15 protein-coding genes and 1 pseudogene are annotated in these 16,009 nt (G+C 40.9%); 12 read left to right on the top strand and 4 right to left on the bottom strand.

Annotated features, from left to right (window positions below; genetic code table 11):
• Nucleotides 1-260: 260 nt before the first annotated feature.
• On the bottom strand, nucleotides 261-557 hold the full coding sequence (locus R2B77_RS16760; RefSeq protein WP_322555762.1) for a DUF6431 domain-containing protein: 297 nt from the start codon (nucleotides 555-557) through the stop codon (nucleotides 261-263).
• A gap of 477 nt (nucleotides 558-1,034) precedes the next feature.
• Between R2B77_RS16760 and R2B77_RS16755 the strand changes: the two genes are divergently transcribed.
• The 7 genes from R2B77_RS16755 (at nucleotide 1,035) to R2B77_RS16725 (ending at nucleotide 8,796) form a co-directional block, all read left to right on the top strand.
• Nucleotides 1,035-1,355, top strand: a complete 321-nt coding sequence (locus R2B77_RS16755; RefSeq protein WP_203249172.1) for a hypothetical protein — start codon at nucleotides 1,035-1,037, stop codon at nucleotides 1,353-1,355.
• 733 nt (nucleotides 1,356-2,088) lie between these two features.
• On the top strand, nucleotides 2,089-3,276 hold the full coding sequence (locus R2B77_RS16750; protein WP_203249174.1) for a M20 family metallopeptidase: 1,188 nt from the start codon (nucleotides 2,089-2,091) through the stop codon (nucleotides 3,274-3,276).
• 14 nt (nucleotides 3,277-3,290) lie between these two features.
• Nucleotides 3,291-4,844 (top strand): ABC transporter substrate-binding protein, encoded by a 1,554-nt coding sequence (locus R2B77_RS16745; protein WP_203249175.1) that lies wholly within the window; start codon nucleotides 3,291-3,293, stop codon nucleotides 4,842-4,844.
• 70 nt (nucleotides 4,845-4,914) lie between these two features.
• Nucleotides 4,915-5,832: an ABC transporter permease gene (locus R2B77_RS16740; protein WP_203249176.1), complete on the top strand. Its 918-nt coding sequence runs from the start codon at nucleotides 4,915-4,917 to the stop codon at nucleotides 5,830-5,832.
• Between the two features lie 16 nt (nucleotides 5,833-5,848).
• Nucleotides 5,849-6,784, top strand: coding sequence for an ABC transporter permease (locus tag R2B77_RS16735; RefSeq protein WP_203249178.1), 936 nt, complete (start codon nucleotides 5,849-5,851; stop codon nucleotides 6,782-6,784).
• Between the two features lie 17 nt (nucleotides 6,785-6,801).
• Complete coding sequence (locus tag R2B77_RS16730) at nucleotides 6,802-7,782, top strand: ABC transporter ATP-binding protein (protein WP_203249180.1); 981 nt, start codon at nucleotides 6,802-6,804, stop codon at nucleotides 7,780-7,782.
• 6 nt (nucleotides 7,783-7,788) lie between these two features.
• Nucleotides 7,789-8,796 carry an ABC transporter ATP-binding protein gene (locus R2B77_RS16725; protein ID WP_203249186.1) on the top strand — a complete coding sequence of 336 codons (1,008 nt, stop codon included), beginning with the start codon at nucleotides 7,789-7,791 and terminating at the stop codon, nucleotides 8,794-8,796.
• Here the strand turns inward: R2B77_RS16725 and R2B77_RS16720 are convergent.
• Nucleotides 8,787-9,689: a LysR family transcriptional regulator gene (locus R2B77_RS16720; RefSeq protein WP_203249187.1), complete on the bottom strand. Its 903-nt coding sequence runs from the start codon at nucleotides 9,687-9,689 to the stop codon at nucleotides 8,787-8,789. The genes R2B77_RS16725 and R2B77_RS16720 overlap by 10 nt on opposite strands.
• Before the next feature lie 264 nt (nucleotides 9,690-9,953).
• Here R2B77_RS16720 and R2B77_RS16715 point away from each other — a divergent pair.
• Nucleotides 9,954-10,214, top strand: a pseudogene (locus R2B77_RS16715) (family 1 glycosylhydrolase); the annotation flags it as partial.
• 195 nt (nucleotides 10,215-10,409) lie between these two features.
• On the opposite strand, the gene R2B77_RS16710 reads toward R2B77_RS16715, so the two are convergent.
• Nucleotides 10,410-10,766 carry a hypothetical protein gene (locus R2B77_RS16710; protein WP_203249188.1) on the bottom strand — a complete coding sequence of 119 codons (357 nt, stop codon included), beginning with the start codon at nucleotides 10,764-10,766 and terminating at the stop codon, nucleotides 10,410-10,412.
• A 309-nt stretch (nucleotides 10,767-11,075) separates the two neighbouring features.
• Here R2B77_RS16710 and R2B77_RS16705 point away from each other — a divergent pair, with 309 nt between their 5' ends.
• The 3 genes from R2B77_RS16705 (at nucleotide 11,076) to R2B77_RS16695 (ending at nucleotide 13,689) form a co-directional block, all read left to right on the top strand.
• Nucleotides 11,076-11,792: a hypothetical protein gene (locus R2B77_RS16705; RefSeq protein WP_203249189.1), complete on the top strand. Its 717-nt coding sequence runs from the start codon at nucleotides 11,076-11,078 to the stop codon at nucleotides 11,790-11,792.
• An 86-nt stretch (nucleotides 11,793-11,878) separates the two neighbouring features.
• Nucleotides 11,879-12,634 carry an RNA polymerase sigma-I factor gene (gene sigI / locus R2B77_RS16700; RefSeq protein WP_203249190.1) on the top strand — a complete coding sequence of 252 codons (756 nt, stop codon included), beginning with the start codon at nucleotides 11,879-11,881 and terminating at the stop codon, nucleotides 12,632-12,634.
• On the top strand, nucleotides 12,634-13,689 hold the full coding sequence (locus tag R2B77_RS16695; RefSeq protein WP_203249191.1) for an anti-sigma factor domain-containing protein: 1,056 nt from the start codon (nucleotides 12,634-12,636) through the stop codon (nucleotides 13,687-13,689). The genes sigI and R2B77_RS16695 overlap by 1 nt, the downstream gene beginning before the upstream one ends.
• A gap of 37 nt (nucleotides 13,690-13,726) precedes the next feature.
• Here R2B77_RS16695 and R2B77_RS16690 read toward each other — a convergent pair whose 3' ends face one another.
• Nucleotides 13,727-14,293 carry a hypothetical protein gene (locus tag R2B77_RS16690; protein WP_203249192.1) on the bottom strand — a complete coding sequence of 189 codons (567 nt, stop codon included), beginning with the start codon at nucleotides 14,291-14,293 and terminating at the stop codon, nucleotides 13,727-13,729.
• Between the two features lie 170 nt (nucleotides 14,294-14,463).
• Here R2B77_RS16690 and R2B77_RS16685 point away from each other — a divergent pair, with 170 nt between their 5' ends.
• A complete protein-coding gene (locus tag R2B77_RS16685; protein ID WP_322555761.1) occupies nucleotides 14,464-15,807 on the top strand; it encodes a PQQ-dependent sugar dehydrogenase in 1,344 nt (447 codons plus the stop codon).
• Nucleotides 15,808-16,009 lie beyond the last annotated feature (202 nt).

Raw genomic sequence — 16,009 nt, 5'->3', positions numbered from 1 at the left:
TTGACGACTGAAGCAGTTGTCGCGGATCTTCCTGAGCCAGCTGGTGCTGGCATGGGTGGCATGCCGGATATGTCGGGTATGGGCGGCATGATGTAAGAAGAACCTTGACCCTTGATGTATATGGGTTTGTAAGGTGAGGATTTGTGTAATGCTAACCTTATGGTTTTGAAGCAATTTAATTTCAACAATCTAAGAAGATCTTTTGTGAGTTCATTGAACTTATGAAAGGTCTTTTTGATTTTAAATTCCTATGACAAGGATTAGTCCTGTGACAAATAGTTGAAATCGGATTCTTGAATATTCGGAAGCTCGATGTTGAGTTTTAATAGGGGCAAAACCAAAGGTTCCGATGGGCGGATGCCTTCTTCAATCGTTCTGGCATCATATCTCTTATAAGGAATCATAAAATTGGGGAGTTCGTGATGGATTTTTCGACAAACCAGACACCGCAACCTCCTGGTGATATAGCACTCAATCTGCCCGGCATTCTTGCGCACCTTACGTTCACGCGAACCAATCACTTCAAATGCACCACTACTACAGCGGTGACATGGCACTCGTTCTGCGCATTGAACAAAAAAACTTTTTCAGGGTTCTCGTTTATGATAGAATTATGTACGATTATCGTATTAGTGAGGGACGTCTTCCGTCGACCAGGGCTAATGGTCGACAACATGGAAGGCGTTTTTTCCTTTCTCCAGTTTCATTAAGGACATTATATCCGTCAGCAAATAGACGTTATGAAACAGCATTAACATTGTTGCACGGGCACACAACACTAATTTTATTGTCCAATGGTGGATGAGAGGCGGGACATATAATTTTAAATATGTTACTCTTAACGCAATTCTTGAAATAGATAGGTTGACGAATAATTGAATAATTTTTGCGAAGAACGTCCAATTGGGCGTTTTTTCTTTACTTCTATGAACCGGCGTCGAGTTGAGTGAGGTGAAGGTTAAGTTAACAATGTGGGTAAGAAAAAAGACTCCTTGTGTTATATGTTGTATGATAGGTAAATTAGAAGGGGGATTGTGAATCTATCTGATAGTATTGGTTTAACTTTTTACACTATTATACTAACATTATTGGTGAATATAATGTTTAAAGGGTTACAAAACAAATTCGATTTTATGGTTGATATCAAGAAGTTTAGAAGGAATCATTACTATAATCAATCGAAAGAACTTTATTTTGAAGTTTATGCCATTATTGTTCAATCTGAGTTTTTAAGAACTTTTCATCAGATAGGCGAGTTTAGATCTTTGCTGGAAGTTCCTTTTAGAGAAATTGAAAAAAGGCTAGAAAAACATAAAAAAGATTTATTTACCGGAGAAACATTTGAAAAAAGCTAAGAAATCGTTGAAAGTGCAAACACTAAGTTTAATAAAATTGGTTTGGTAGAATTCATTTTGGAGAAGAAGGAATTTGCATCTCAGGATTTATTGAAAGTAGCTGTCGGATATAGGTATGTTCATGAGCAGTATCAAAATGAATCTTTCACTAAAAAACAATTAGAATAATTCCAAACCAAAGAACTGGAGTTTATATATCAAATAGTTACCATCGTCATTAAGGAATTCAATGAAAAATCTAAGTATTGTAATATGGAATACAGTAAATCAGAAAGAAAAGAAGGTGTAATGGATAACAGCATTTTTGATGTTAAAAAAATATTAAACTAAAATTCCAGGTACGCTGTGCATGATACTATTCCGATAACCGACTACAATTACATATTTATAAGGCGTGGATTAGGTATTTACTTCAATGTCTGATCTTCTTTGCAATTTTATGTAATTTCGTGAACTGTTCGCTGTCGTATAGGAACTACTTTTTAAGCCTGCCTATTTTTGGATAATTGACAAGCGTGAAAATACACCTTTCCGTTTGGTAGTTAAAGTGTCGACAAAAATGATTTGATACATAATGATTGCAGTAAAATTTATCAGTATAAAATTTTTTTATTGAACCTTCAAATTTTTTCAATTTCCTTTATTCAAAAAACTTTCGTACAATTCATACACAGAGTATTCGCTCCACTTCTGAAAGCGATTACAACGGAGAAGGGCAGGGGAACGATTGATAATGAGTAAGGAAACTTTGTTTAATAAGGTTGAGGATCTAAAACAAGAATTAATCGGATTGGGTACATTTTTGCATGCGAATCCTGAGTTAGGTAATAAGGAATTTCAGGCTGTGGATCGCATTACTAAGATTTTAGAGCATAACGGCTTTTTGGTTGAAAGGGGGCTGGCTGGTTTGGATACGGCCTTCCGTGCAAGGTACACTGTGGGAACTGGAGGGCCTGTGTTAGGCCTGTTATGCGAATATGACGCGCTTAAGGATTTGGGTCATGGCTGCGGTCATAATTTGCAGTCTCCAGCTGTACTTGGCGCGGCAATTTCCTTATCCCAACTGGAAGATTTGCCGCCTTGTACAATTGAAGTATTAGGAACGCCCGCTGAAGAAACGACAAGTGGAAAGATCCCTATGGCGCAGCAAGGGTGCTTTGACCACTTGGATATTGCGTTGATGATGCATGGGGGTGACCGGACGACTGTGGACGGACGTTCTCTTGCCGTTGATAACTTCGAATTTGTATTTGAAGGCAAGGCTTCGCATGCTGCTGTTGCTCCCGAAAAAGGGATCAGTGCTTTGGATGGAGTCTTAATGACTTTTAACGGAATGGAGTATTTGCGGGAGCATGTACGTTCAGACGTTCGAATCCACGGCATCATTACAGATGGAGGAATTGCAGCGAATATTGTGCCGGAAAGGGCTGCTGCTAGATTCTCTATCCGCGCAATCAACCGTCCATACTTGGATACGGTAGTGGAACGGGCATTGAATGTCGCCAGGGGGGCGGCGCTCGCTACAGGAACGAAGGTTCATATTCATCCAAAGAAATCATTGGAGAGTAAGTTGAACGTTCAGACGTTGAATGATGTGCTTTTGGAGAATGCCAAGTTGGTGGGGGCAAAAAATATTACACCGCCTCGTGAACAAACTGGTTCTACAGATTTTAGTATCGTTACACACCGGGTGCCGGGTGCTTGCATCCGAGTTTCATTTGTTCCGCAAGGCACGCCGAATCATACAAAAGAATGGGTAGAGGCTTCCAATAGCAAGGATGGGAATGAAGCAATCATTACAGCGGCCAAGACGTTGGGGGCCACTTGCATAGATGTGATTTCGTCTCCGGCATTACTGAATGCGATTAAGGAACAATTTACTGCAGAAAAAGAGATACAAGAAAACTTGGTTCTACAATAAGAGGGGGAAGAATAATGGCCAAAAAAGTATTATATTTGATGTTGGCAGCTTTAATGGTAGTCTTGTCTGCATGTACGACAACAAGCAAGCCTTCCAGTCAAAACAATGCATCAGCAACAGGCGATAAAGAGAGTAGTACATTAACGATTTCATTAGGACCGGATATGCTGACTTGGGATATCCATAACCATACAACTACCGCTACAGAGGCCATTCACGTCAACGTATTTGACTATCTGTTGATGAGAGACACGGAAGGGGAAATCCAACCGCATCTTGCAAAAGAATGGAAACAAGTGGATGACACAACGTTTGAATTTAAATTGAATGAAGGTGTCAAATTCCATAACGGGGACGATCTGACAGCAGAAGATGTTAAATTCACGTTAGAGCGCGTTGCTAATGACGAAACACTAAAAAGCCACGGTGATTTCGACACGATTAAAGAAGTAAAAGTGCTCGATCCGCTAACTTTCCAAATCATCACGCACGAGCCAGATCCGATGCTAATCAGCCGTATTTCCAGACAAGCATCCGGTATCCTTCCGAAAAGTTATATTGAAGAAAAAGGGATGGATGAATTCCTGAAGGCGCCGATTGGTTCAGGTCCATATAAATTCAAAGAATGGAAAAAGGATAGTCAAATCACTTTAGTGAAGAACGATGACTATTTCGGGAAGAAAGGCGAATGGGATGAAGTTGTTTTTAGGGCTATCCCTGAAGATTCTACACGTGTAGCTGAGCTATTGACTGACAGCGTCAACATTATCGCCAATGTCCCGCCAAGTGATTGGAAACGGATCAATGACTCTGAAAATAGTCAAATAGCCAACGGACCGTCCAACCGTACGTATATGCTTTTCCTTCGTACACAAGAGGGCTGGCCGACGTCAGACGTGAAGGTGCGCCAAGCGATCGATTATGCAATTGACGACAAAGCGTTGGTCGAAACTTTACTAGACGGCGGGGGAACACCGACTTTGACAAGGGTAAACCCTGGTAATATCGGTTTTGAAGAGAGCCTGTACGATAAATACAATTATGATGTTGATAAAGCGAAACAATTGTTAGAAGAAGCGGGATATAAGGATGGCGTGACGATTGAGTTAGCCGCTCCGACGGGCAGGTATATTAAAGACCGTGAAGTAATGCAATTGATTGCAGGTATGCTTGAAGAAGCAGGTATCCATACAGAAATGAATTTGCTGCAATGGAGCAGCTTCACTGAGTTGAGAGATCAGGAGAAGTTCAAAGAAGGCTATTTGATCGCTCTTGGATCTTCGTTCTTTGATGCTGGTCAGGCATTGGATTACTACGGGACTGAACGTTCTGCTTCTATTAATGGATATAGCAACAAGGAAATTGATGAGTTGTTGCACGAAGCCAATACGTCACTGGATCCAGCGGTGAGAACGGCAAAGTACCAAGAAGTTCAGAAGATTGCCAGTGAGGAAATGCCGATCATTCCATTATTTCAGGTTGACCAGTTCTTCGGTGTAACCGATGGGATTGAATATACTCCGCGGTTAGATGAATTAATTTACATTCCGGATGTTCAAAAAAAATAAGGCATGAAGGAAATGGCAGCGGACTGATTTGAAGCAGTCCCTGCCTACCTTCAATTAAGGGGGATCACCTATGTGGAGATATTTTGCTAGTAGGTTATTGCAAATTCCAATTGTACTTCTTATCATTTCCCTTATGATCTTCGTACTCGTTTACGTAGCCGGAGATCCAGTAGCAATGATGCTGCCTGCAGAAGCAACACAGCAAGAGATACAGACATTGCGTGCAGCTTTAGGATTTGATCAACCATTTTACATACAGTTTTGGAACTACGTGGTCGACTTGGTGCAAGGTGATTTTGGTGAATCCTATAAATATGGTGTTTCCGCTTTAGGTTTAGTATTGGAGAGATTACCTGCTACGTTGGAATTGGCTACGGCTTCTATGATTATGGCAATCATTATTGCAGTGCCACTTGGGATTATTTCAGCTCTTAGACCTAATGGCGTTATTGATTTGTTCGCGACAGGTTTATCTGCACTTGGAAAAGCGATTCCGAACTTCTGGCTCGGTATTATGCTGATTTTAGTTTTTGCGGTCAACTTAAAGCTGATGCCAGTTTCCGGAACGGGTAGCTGGAAACATCTTATTTTGCCGGCGATTACATTGGGGACAGCTGTTTCGGCCGAGATTACTAGACTTGTTCGTTCCAATATGTTGGAAATACTTCAGCAAGATTATATTCGGACAGCAAGAAGTAAAGGACAGAAGAAAAGTGTCATTATCTTCCGTCATGCATTCCGAAATTCTTTGGTGCCTGTTATCACAATTACAATCTTACAAATGGCAAGTTTAGTAGGCGGTTCCCTGATCACGGAAATGATTTTCTCATGGCCGGGTCTTGGACAATTGATCATACAGGCTGTCTACGATAAGGATTTGCCAATTATTCAAGCGGCTGTATTTGTAACCGCCGTCATGATTCTGTTGATGAATCTGGCGACGGATGTCCTCTATCGTTTCTTAGATCCGCGAATCAAATATAGCTAAGAAAGGATTTGACAATATGAAATCAACCAGCCATGCAGAACTCGCTGCACTTCCTGTAGATAAGAATGATAGAAGTATAAATACGAAAAATAAATTCAAGATTTTTCTTACAAAGCTATCAAGAAGCAAGACGGGGTCCGTTGGCCTATTAATCGTTTTAGCGTTATGTATAATGGCGGTATTTGCGCCATGGATCGCACCATACAATCCCGGGAAAATAGATACAACAAATATGTTAGTGCCTCCATTTTGGTCGGATGGAGGGAGCATGTCACATATTTTAGGTACAGATAATTTGGGGCGGGATATTTTAAGCCGTATTATTTACGGGTCACGTATATCATTAATTGTCGGAATATTGTCTGTTCTGGTTGCCGGAGCGATTGGCGTTGTTTTCGGTTTGATTTCAGGGTATTACGGCGGATTGGTTGATAATATAATCATGCGTCTTGTCGATGCGTTTTTATCCGTACCGACGATTCTCTTCTGTATCGTGTTTTTGACAGTTCTTGACCCAGGAATCCCTACATTAATTATTGTAATCGGTGTGACAAGCTGGGTGCTTTACGCGAGGATGATTCGAAGCGAAACACTAAGTTTGAGGGAACGGGAGTATGTGAAGGCGGCAAGGACAATGGGCGTGTCTGATTTCCAAATTATGAAACGTCATATTCTTCCCAATGTCACCTCTTCTATTATTGTCATTTCCACCTTGAGTGTGGCAAGCACGATCATTACCGAATCTTCCCTAAGCTTTTTAGGGTTAGGGATCCAGCCGCCTATTGTTTCGTGGGGAATCATGTTAAGCGAAGGCAAGGAATATGTAGCTACTAGCTGGTGGTTGGCTACGTTTCCTGGAGTGGCCATTACGGTTACCGTTTTAGGAATCATTTTCTTCGGAGAATGGTTGCGTGATTTGCTTGATCCGCGTTCTCAAGGAACCAATTCGTAACGAGAGGAGGCTTCTGTATGTCGACATTACTAGAAGTGAATGATTTAAAAACCTATTTTTATACGACTAACGGAATTGTTCCGTCTGTTGATGGAGTCTCATTCTCCCTAGAATCAGGGCAAACGACTGCGTTAGTAGGAGAGTCCGGCTGCGGGAAAAGTGTCACATCATTTTCCATTATGCAACTGGTAAATGCTCCAGGGAAAATTGTCGGTGGAGAAATTCTTTTTAAAGGCAAGGACCTAACCGGGTTAAGTGATCGGGAAATGCGGAAAATTAGAGGTAATGAGATTTCCATGATTTTTCAAGAGCCCCTAACTTCTTTAAACCCCGTAATGAAAATTGGGGACCAATTAGACGAAATCCTTTTGTTGCATCAAACTACATCAAAAAAAGAAGCGAAAAATAAGAGCGTTGAAATGCTGGCAAAAGTAGGTATTCCACGCGCAGAGCATGTGTATGATATGCATCCCCATGAACTGAGTGGCGGGATGAGACAGCGGGTCATGATTGCTATGGCATTGTCGTGCAATCCGAGTTTACTGATTGCGGATGAACCAACTACAGCGCTGGATGTAACAATACAAGCTCAAATTTTGAGGCTGATGAAAAACCTTAAAATAGAATTTGAAACGTCTATTTTATTGATTACCCATGACTTGGGAGTTGTGGCGGAGCTGGCAGATAAGGTTATCGTCATGTATGCCGGACAGGTTGTGGAAGAAGCGGATGTCATGTCTTTATATGCTGAACCGAAACATCCATATACACAGGGTTTGATTCAAAGTACCCCTAAAATCGATTCGGAAGTGGATACGTTAAATTCCATTCAAGGCAATGTTCCGACTCCAAGCAATAAACCGTCTGGCTGCTACTTTCATCCGAGATGCCCGTTCGCGATGGACATTTGCAAAAGCCGCATGCCGGAGTTGACGACGAATGAACAAACTGGAAATAAAGTAAGGTGTTGGCTGCATGAAGGCCATCAGGAAGGGTGAGTGGTGATGGTTAACAGTGTACCGGTTCAAACGGAAGAGATCCTTGCTGTAAAGAACTTGAAAAAGCACTTTCCTATAAACCCTCAGCTCTTTAAAAAGGAAAAAGAATACTTGAAAGCAGTTGATGGTGTCGATCTCAGTGTGTACAAAGGTGAGACATTAGGGATTGTCGGTGAGTCGGGTTGCGGAAAGTCTACATTAGGAAATTTGATAATGGGACTGCTGCAGCCGACTGAGGGAGAGGTTTACTTTAACGGAGTAGAGATTTCGAAGATGAAAGAGCGGGATCTGAAAAAATATCGGGTGGATTATCAAATGATTTTCCAGGATCCCTTTTCCTCTTTAAATCCTAGAATGCGTGTTTTTGATTTAATAGCGGAGCCATTGCTTACACACCGGAAGCTCTCCAGAAAAGAATTGGAAGTCGAAGTCCACCGTTTAATGGTAGATGTCGGGCTTGACGCCTCGTATACATCTCGTTATCCACATGAGTTCAGCGGAGGACAACGGCAACGCATCGGGATTGCACGTGCTCTTGCGTTAAAACCAAAACTTATTATTTGTGATGAGCCAGTTTCAGCATTGGATGTATCCATTCAGGCGCAAATTTTGAATTTACTGGATGAGCTGCAGAAGAAATATGATTTAACATATATCTTCATCTCTCATGGTTTGCCGGCTTTGCGTCATATCAGCGACCGGATCGGTGTCATGTATTTAGGGAATATGGTGGAATTGGCAATGAAGGAAGCGCTCTTTAAGAAGCCGATGCATCCGTATGCCAATGGACTACTAGCGTCGTTGCCGATTTCCGATCCGCGCTTGCGTAGGGCGGATAACGATGAAGTTATTTTGGAAGGGGATATGCCAAGCCCAGTAAATCCCCCTAGCGGCTGCAAATTCCACACTCGTTGTCCGTTTGCACAAGAAAAATGCAAATTGGTCGTTCCTGATTTTGAGGAAAAAGAAGAAGGTCACTTTGTTGCGTGCCATTTCCCGCTGCATCAGGAATGATTTTCATTAAGTTGCTCTTGGATGAAGTTGATGAATTGGCTGACTGTCAAAAGTTCTACATTCGATTTTCTGTAGAAGAGCCACGTTTTACGATTCAGAGGCTTTCCTTTATCATTGATGAGATCATGTGTGAAAAAAGAGTCCCTCTCGGTCAAACAAGATTTAGGGATGATCGAGTAGCCTAAGTTTTTGTTCACCATCTCTTTACAGGTCTCGACTTTATCCAGTTCCATGCGCACTAATGGGGGAGCGGAAAAACGGTCTTGCCACCAATTTTCAATCATTTGCGCAAGAGGATTCGTAGCTTTTTCTCCAGGGCCCTTCTTTTTATTGGGCTGGTATGAAATGAGAGGCAGAAATGGAATATCCTCTAGATTGATTGGATTTTTGGCGATGATCGTCAATGGATCTTCTGCCAATAGGATTTTCTCGTCAAACCAATTGTAGTTCCCCGTGATAATTCCAATTTGTATTTCATTTTTATTCAGCAACTGGATAATTTCCGAACTCCATCCAGTCGTTACATTGACTTGTATGGAGTGGGAGTGGTCTAAAAACTGTTTAATGAGGGTTGGTAATTTATATAAAGCAAAGTTACTAGAGACGCCAATACGGATTGTTCCGGTTGCGTCTTTTTTTAATGTCTTCAGGTTTTCTTCCAATTTATCTAAATCAAGAAGCATTTTTTTAGAGAAATCGACTAAGTATTCACCCTCAGGAGTGAAAAACAATTTATTCCCTTCCCGCGTGTAAAGTTTGATCTGATACTCTTCCTCCAACTTCTGTAAGCGATACGTGATGGCTGGTTGGGACGTAAACAACTTTTCGGCAGCTTTGGTAAGATTTTTTTCTTCATATACAGAAATAAGTATCAAGCAATCTTGCTTTTGCATAAGGAACCTCCCCTATTTTTGACGGTAGCCGTGCAGGAAACTACCCGGATAATACACTACAATTGTAAGAAAAACATATGATGGACAGATTGTTATGTTCTTTGACTAGCCCTTTACTGTATTATAATCGTTTTTCTTCAAAAAAGGGCCTGTGCACGAAACTATTGTTAGGTACCCAATAGCCTTGAATTAATTGAATTAACTTTCTTTGAAGTATATTGTTCCAGTAAATGAATACAAAAAAGGAATGTAGTAGCGCGACAAAATGATGAATATCGAATTGACTACCTTCGCAGTCATATTGAACAAATGGCTGAGGCGCTTGAAGATGGAGTTGACCTTATGGGATATACTCCTTGGGGTTGCATTGATTTAGTAAGTGCTTCAACAGGAGAAATGTCTAAACGGTACGGATTCATTTATGTGGATAAACATGATGATGGAAGAGGGACATTAGAACGTAAGAAGAAAAAGTCCTTCTTCTGGTTTAAAGACGTAATAAAATCAAATGGAGAAAATTTATAAAGTTAAAATATCACTTTACTTTAAAGAAAAGATCTCTGTTGCTTAAACAGAGATCTAGACTGTAGACAAAGAACATACTTAATAGCACAAACCATAATCTTGGTATGTGCTATTAAGTATGTTCTAGATTTTTAAAGCGCTAAGCTTTTAATGACAGAGATCGTAATGGTAATCGCTTCAGAAAGTCAAAAACAGCTATTTATAGAGTCCGGTACCGGCTAACTGTAGCAATGTAAGGACTATATATTTTTTACCGAGCTCATAATCATCAAAGTTTTTTTCATGGTAGATGGAACCTCTCTCTCTAAAAAAGGTATACCATTTACCTTCCTCCTCAAAATAATGGAAGCCTTCAGCCATAGAATCTTTGCTCGTTGAATCACTTTGTGGTATACCATTGACTTCAGTATATGCATATACTTCCTCTTGGCTAACCGTAAAAACTTTGGAGTAATGATGATGTCTCATATTTTCAACGCCAAGAGTTTTGCATGCAAAATCGAATGGATTTCCATAAAGCAGTACCTTTATCTGCGTTTCCTTGTCAACCAAAATACCAACCCCCTATAGGACTTTATGCATTAACCCTCTATTTTAATTTAATAACGCTTGAAAATGATGGTAGCATAATATTGTAAACACTGAAAGATATTTATTGAACATTAAAGAGCTCCCGTTTTAATATGTTGCCTTGTTAAAGGAATACCGGAAAATTGTTCTTAAACGTTAGGTAAGCATACGAACATAAATATTTTAGTATGTTCCTAGAAAAAAGTTTTCATCGACCCCCTCAAAAAAAGAATCCTATACGAATAACTGGTATGTCCAAAAAGGGCAAAAAAAATGTTGAGGTGATTTAAAATGCAAAAGAAGTGGAAACAAACGGGAGCAGCATTGCTAATTGCAGGATTAACAATAACTGGGACGAGCTATGCATGGGCAGATGAAAAAGCAATTGAAATAATTGATTTAAGCCAACTTGGAAAAGATTCGACTACTGATGTAGCGGATAATTCAACTGAAACTGAAACTGTGGAATTACCTAAAGTGGAAAGCGAAGATAATGAGGATAAAGCAGAGGACAAGGCGCAGGAAGAAGTTAAAGAGGATGAAGCAACAACGGAAGAGGAAAGTGTACTTCCAGAAATTCCAGAGGGGTATACTGCTGGAAATCTTGTTGCACTTGCAAAAGCCTATGAACAGGTTCAAAATCCAACAGCAAAAGCATCTATTAAACGTAACATGGAGCGTTCCATTAAAAAATGGGAGAGTAAGCAGGCAGAAGCAGAAACCGATGAACAGCCGGAGCTTGAAACACCTGAGCAACCTGAAACTGTCGTACCAGCTGAACAGCCAGAGGTGAAGGAAGAACCAGTTGAGGAAGAAGCGCCAGTAAAAGAAGAAAAGCCAACTAAAGTGAAACAAGAAAAAGCTCCACAAGCACAATTAAATGCACAGCATAAAGCACAAAGAGAAGAATTGAAAGCGACTCAAAAAGCAGAGCGTGAGGCGTTAAAAGCGGAACGTAAAGCGAATAAAGAACAACAAAAGCAAGAGGGAAAAGAAAAGAAAAACTAATTATTTTCTAGCAAACTTCTTTTCATTTTTCGTTGCACCCATTACAATCAAGAGCAACGCGGTTGAATGGGAACGGAGGGGTAAGTATGCTTTTGTCTATCATACAAGGAATATTCAATAAGAAGTCTGATACAGCATTGAATGAGCTTGTATTGAAGGCAAAGAGAGGCGATCAGGAGGTTATGGATGACCTTTTGATCGCATTTACTCCGTTCATTAAAAAAACAGCTTCTTTCGTATGTAAAAAATTTGTGGATGAGCATGATGACGAGTTTAGTATAGCAATGAGTGCCTTTCATGAAGCGATTGTGCAGTTCAATCCTGAGGACAATTCATCGTTGACGACATTTTCGCATTTGATTATGAAGAGGAGATTGATTGATTATTTTCGTAAAGAAGCAACGAGAAATGGCGCTATTCATTTACCGAAAGGTGAAGATGAGACAGCAGCCTCTGATGCTCAACGCTACGTATTTGATCAAGCATCGATTGTATCTTATTCGAGTGAACAACAAGCAATGGAACGGCGTGAAGAGATGCTGGAATATAACAAACTACTAAAGGAGTTTGGTTTATCTTTCCAAGAGCTTTCTAGGTCATCTCCGAAACATACAGATTCAAGAAAGACAGCCTTTCAGATTGCACAAATCATCGCTGAAACACCGGATTTTTATGCATATCTAATGACAAATAAAAGATTGCCGATGAAAGAACTTGAATCGACTGTCGAGGTTTCAAGAAAAACGATAGAACGACATAGAAAATATATAATCGCAGTGACGTTACTACTGAATAGTCATTTTGTGTACATACAGGAATATATAAAAGGGGAACTTATATGATGCGGACATACAGAGGCGTTGTTTGCGAAAAGAAAAATAAATATACTGTGTTCCTGACGGAAAAAGGCGAATTTCTACGAGGTGTTCCAATTGGTAAGACACCGGATATTGGAGATGAAGTCGACTTTCATCTGGTTTTTACTCCTGCCCTTTTTGGTGTGAAAGTAAAGCCGCGATTCGCTGGAGCAGTTATGATTGCCGCAATGCTTCTACTTGCCATCGTAGCATCTTTAATTCCCATGAATGATAAAGTGATGGCTTATGTTCAATTAGAAAACGGTATGGCATTGGAGTTTGGTGTCAATCAGGCTGGAGAGGTCATTACGTTACGTTATTTGAACGATAAGCCAATTGAATATGAAGAGAAGCTTGACGATTGGAAAGGCCGTCCAATCAGTACAGTGTTGAACACAGCTGTGACGGAATTATCGGCAGAGAACAACGGTGTGCAAGTCATTATTACGACAATCTTTCCAGACGCCAAAAATCAACAGAAGGTGCAAGGAATTGTTGGAAGTGCAGTTCGAGAAGTACGAAATGCGAATCAAGAATTGACTATCGAAATTGGCGAAAGCACAGCGGAGGAAAGAGTGAAGGCCAATCAGCATGAAATGTCCATTCACAAATTCAAGGCAAGTCAACAAAGTCCTCCGATGAATGAAAAGAAACCATCAACAGAAATCAATGACGATAAAACAAATTCAGGAAATCAGCAAAAAGGTCAAGATGGGCTCAAAAAACCGGATAAGCAATCGGTCCCTTCAGCACCTGCTGACAAGAAAAACAATGGAAATGAAGAGCGGAAGAATTCAAATGAGCTTAAAGATCCAAAACTGAAAAAGCCTGATACAAAGCCGAAGAATGAGCAGGATGAGAAACTGAAGTATTCTCCAGCAGAGAAGGAGAAATTATCGAATCCCGCATCGGAAAATAAAAATTCCAATAAAGGGAATCAAAACCCGGCATCTAAGCAGCCTAAGGGAAATCAGAACCCGCAGAAACAAAATGGCCTTGGAAATCAAGCGCCTCCAGCTGTTGGAAACAGTAAAAAATAATCCTACTGTTCATGTTTTTTGGGGATCAATCTAAACACTATTTCAGCACTAAGAAGGCTTTAATCCTACGAAGAATAAATAAACCTAATTCCATCCAAACCCAGCTATAGAGAAGTGAAAAGATGAAAATAATAAGCAAGACCGCTGGATTGAATGAAGAGGAGACGGTTGGGCCAAAAACAGGAAAGCCGAATACGTACAATGGGGTGCAAATACCTATACTTAATAGTAAAGCATTCGTTATGATAATTTCCGAGCGCTTACTTAGCAAGTGGAATGACCATCCCAACCCTAATCCAAGCAATCCGGTAGTGAAGGGGAAAATAACTAGCTCACTTGGCTCAATCAATACTAATAAACAGATGGTTACGATATAAGTGAAAATCCCTGAGCGCAGAGCCATCAAGGCGACTAACAATATAGGAGCGGTAGCGAAGGGACTAATGGCGTATCCGATACCAGGTAAAAATCCCCCAGCTGATTGTAAAATCGCTGCAAGCGCTGCCATCAACGCCATAAATAGCAGCTTTTTTGTAGACGACCAGCTAGTAAGTATTCGATGAATATCCTTTGGATGCGTTGGAATAGATTTCGTAAAAGACATGATCCCTCTCCCTTTTCCTTCACTATAGATCTCCAACTGTTCACTATCACTCAAATCGCAAGCCCTATCCTTATACTATTTTTCAAGAAGTATTCTGTGACTGTTATAGGTAGCGGATAGATGGGCGTCTGCATAAAGTGATAAGGAATATGGAGAGGGGATAGGTGTCTATGTCTGAACAGGGATTTCAGAATCAGGCTCATTCAAATCAACATAAAAGTCCACAAAGAAAACTAGAACCTAGAGATATCCTGTTGCCACCTGGCTATACAATTGATGTGTTTGCAACGGGGTTAACGACACCTATTAATGTAACATTTACGAGCAAGGGAGAAATGCTCGTTGCTGATTCAGGAATAACGGATGGGAATGGAAAGGTGTTAAAACTGACGGAACATGGTTTTACCACAATAGCTGATGGATTCCATCCACCATTGACAGGAATTACTGAATATCAAGGGAATATCTATGTTGCGCATCGTTGCTATGTCACAATCATCCACCCTGATGGATCGAAAAAGGACATTATCGAGGGCTTGCCGAGTAATGGCGATCATCATAATAATCGGGTAATTTTCGGTCCCGATGGAAAAATGTATTTTGGTCAAGGTACTGCTACCAACAGTGGTGTTGTGGGGAAGGACAATGATTGGGTGAAGGAGCATCCTTTCTTTCATGATTATCCCGGTAGCAGGATTACTCTAAGTGGCCAAAACTTTCAAACATCGGGATTTTTAGAGAGCTTTCAAAATCGAACAGTCACTACCGGTGCATATGTACCTTTTGGAGTCGAAACATATTCGGGGAAAATGGTGGATGGAATCGTTCGCGCAAGCGGAAGCATATTACGGGCAAACCCCGATGGATCGGAGCTTGAGTTGGTTGCATGGGGCCTTAGGAATCCTTTTAGATTACGGTTCGATCGATTCAATCGATTGTTTGCGGCCAATCATGGGATGGATGTTCGAGGAAGCCGTCCAGTTGCCAACTCTCCAGATGAATTTCAATGGATTCGTCCGGGATTATGGTATGGATTTCCCGATTTCACCGGAGGGTTACCAGTTACTTTACCGCAGTTCCAACCCGAGGGAAAACCTCAGCCAAGCTTTTTGTTAGCGGAACATCCGATGCAACCCCCACATCCTGTGGCCAACTTTCCAGCCCATTCCGCTACGATGGGCTTCAGTTTTAATGACAACTCTTCATTCGCGCCGATTGGGGATGTTTTTATTGCGGAGTTTGGAGCGAATGCACCTGGCACGACAGGAGGGAAACCACTCCCGCGTGTCGGCCATCGCGTTTCTCGCATCGACATGCAAACAGGGCAAGTGCATGTATTTGCATTGAATCGTTCTGGTTTGCCAGCTTCTGAAACAAATGGGGGAGGATTTGAACGGCCTATTGATGCTGTGTTCGATGCAAATGGCGCACTTTATGTTGTAGATTTTGGTTTGTTTTCTGGAGCGGCGGCTGTTCCTCATACGGGGGTTATTTGGAAAATAACAAAAAAATGACTTTCACGGAGAACAGGGCCAATTGAAAGTTAATATTTGACTAAGGAGATGAGCTTTTTTCTTAGATAGGATGTGAACAGATTTTTGGTGACAGTCACTCATTCAATCATGAAAGTTCGAAAAAACACATTTTTTTCGGTGACTGTCACCAAAAAAAGTGAAAGAGCATCCTGTGTATCGGAGGCCACTGAAAAAGTCCTCT

Origin of the sequence: Sporosarcina beigongshangi, assembly GCF_033485195.1 — a bacterium.
Classification (GTDB): domain Bacteria; phylum Bacillota; class Bacilli; order Bacillales_A; family Planococcaceae; genus Sporosarcina; species Sporosarcina beigongshangi.
This window is presented reverse-complemented; position numbering and strand designations above follow the sequence as displayed.

Coding starts and splice junctions, on each gene's coding strand:
- sigI (WP_203249190.1), top strand. CDS start 11,879: ATGCTTTTGTCTATCATACAAGGAATATTCAATAAGAAGTCTGATACA.
- R2B77_RS16745 (WP_203249175.1), top strand. CDS start 3,291: ATGGCCAAAAAAGTATTATATTTGATGTTGGCAGCTTTAATGGTAGTC.
- R2B77_RS16705 (WP_203249189.1), top strand. CDS start 11,076: ATGCAAAAGAAGTGGAAACAAACGGGAGCAGCATTGCTAATTGCAGGA.
- R2B77_RS16725 (WP_203249186.1), top strand. CDS start 7,789: ATGGTTAACAGTGTACCGGTTCAAACGGAAGAGATCCTTGCTGTAAAG.
- R2B77_RS16685 (WP_322555761.1), top strand. CDS start 14,464: ATGTCTGAACAGGGATTTCAGAATCAGGCTCATTCAAATCAACATAAA.
- R2B77_RS16720 (WP_203249187.1), bottom strand. CDS start 9,689: ATGCAAAAGCAAGATTGCTTGATACTTATTTCTGTATATGAAGAAAAA.
- R2B77_RS16690 (WP_203249192.1), bottom strand. CDS start 14,293: ATGTCTTTTACGAAATCTATTCCAACGCATCCAAAGGATATTCATCGA.
- R2B77_RS16735 (WP_203249178.1), top strand. CDS start 5,849: ATGAAATCAACCAGCCATGCAGAACTCGCTGCACTTCCTGTAGATAAG.
- R2B77_RS16750 (WP_203249174.1), top strand. CDS start 2,089: ATGAGTAAGGAAACTTTGTTTAATAAGGTTGAGGATCTAAAACAAGAA.
- R2B77_RS16740 (WP_203249176.1), top strand. CDS start 4,915: ATGTGGAGATATTTTGCTAGTAGGTTATTGCAAATTCCAATTGTACTT.
- R2B77_RS16730 (WP_203249180.1), top strand. CDS start 6,802: ATGTCGACATTACTAGAAGTGAATGATTTAAAAACCTATTTTTATACG.
- R2B77_RS16695 (WP_203249191.1), top strand. CDS start 12,634: ATGCGGACATACAGAGGCGTTGTTTGCGAAAAGAAAAATAAATATACT.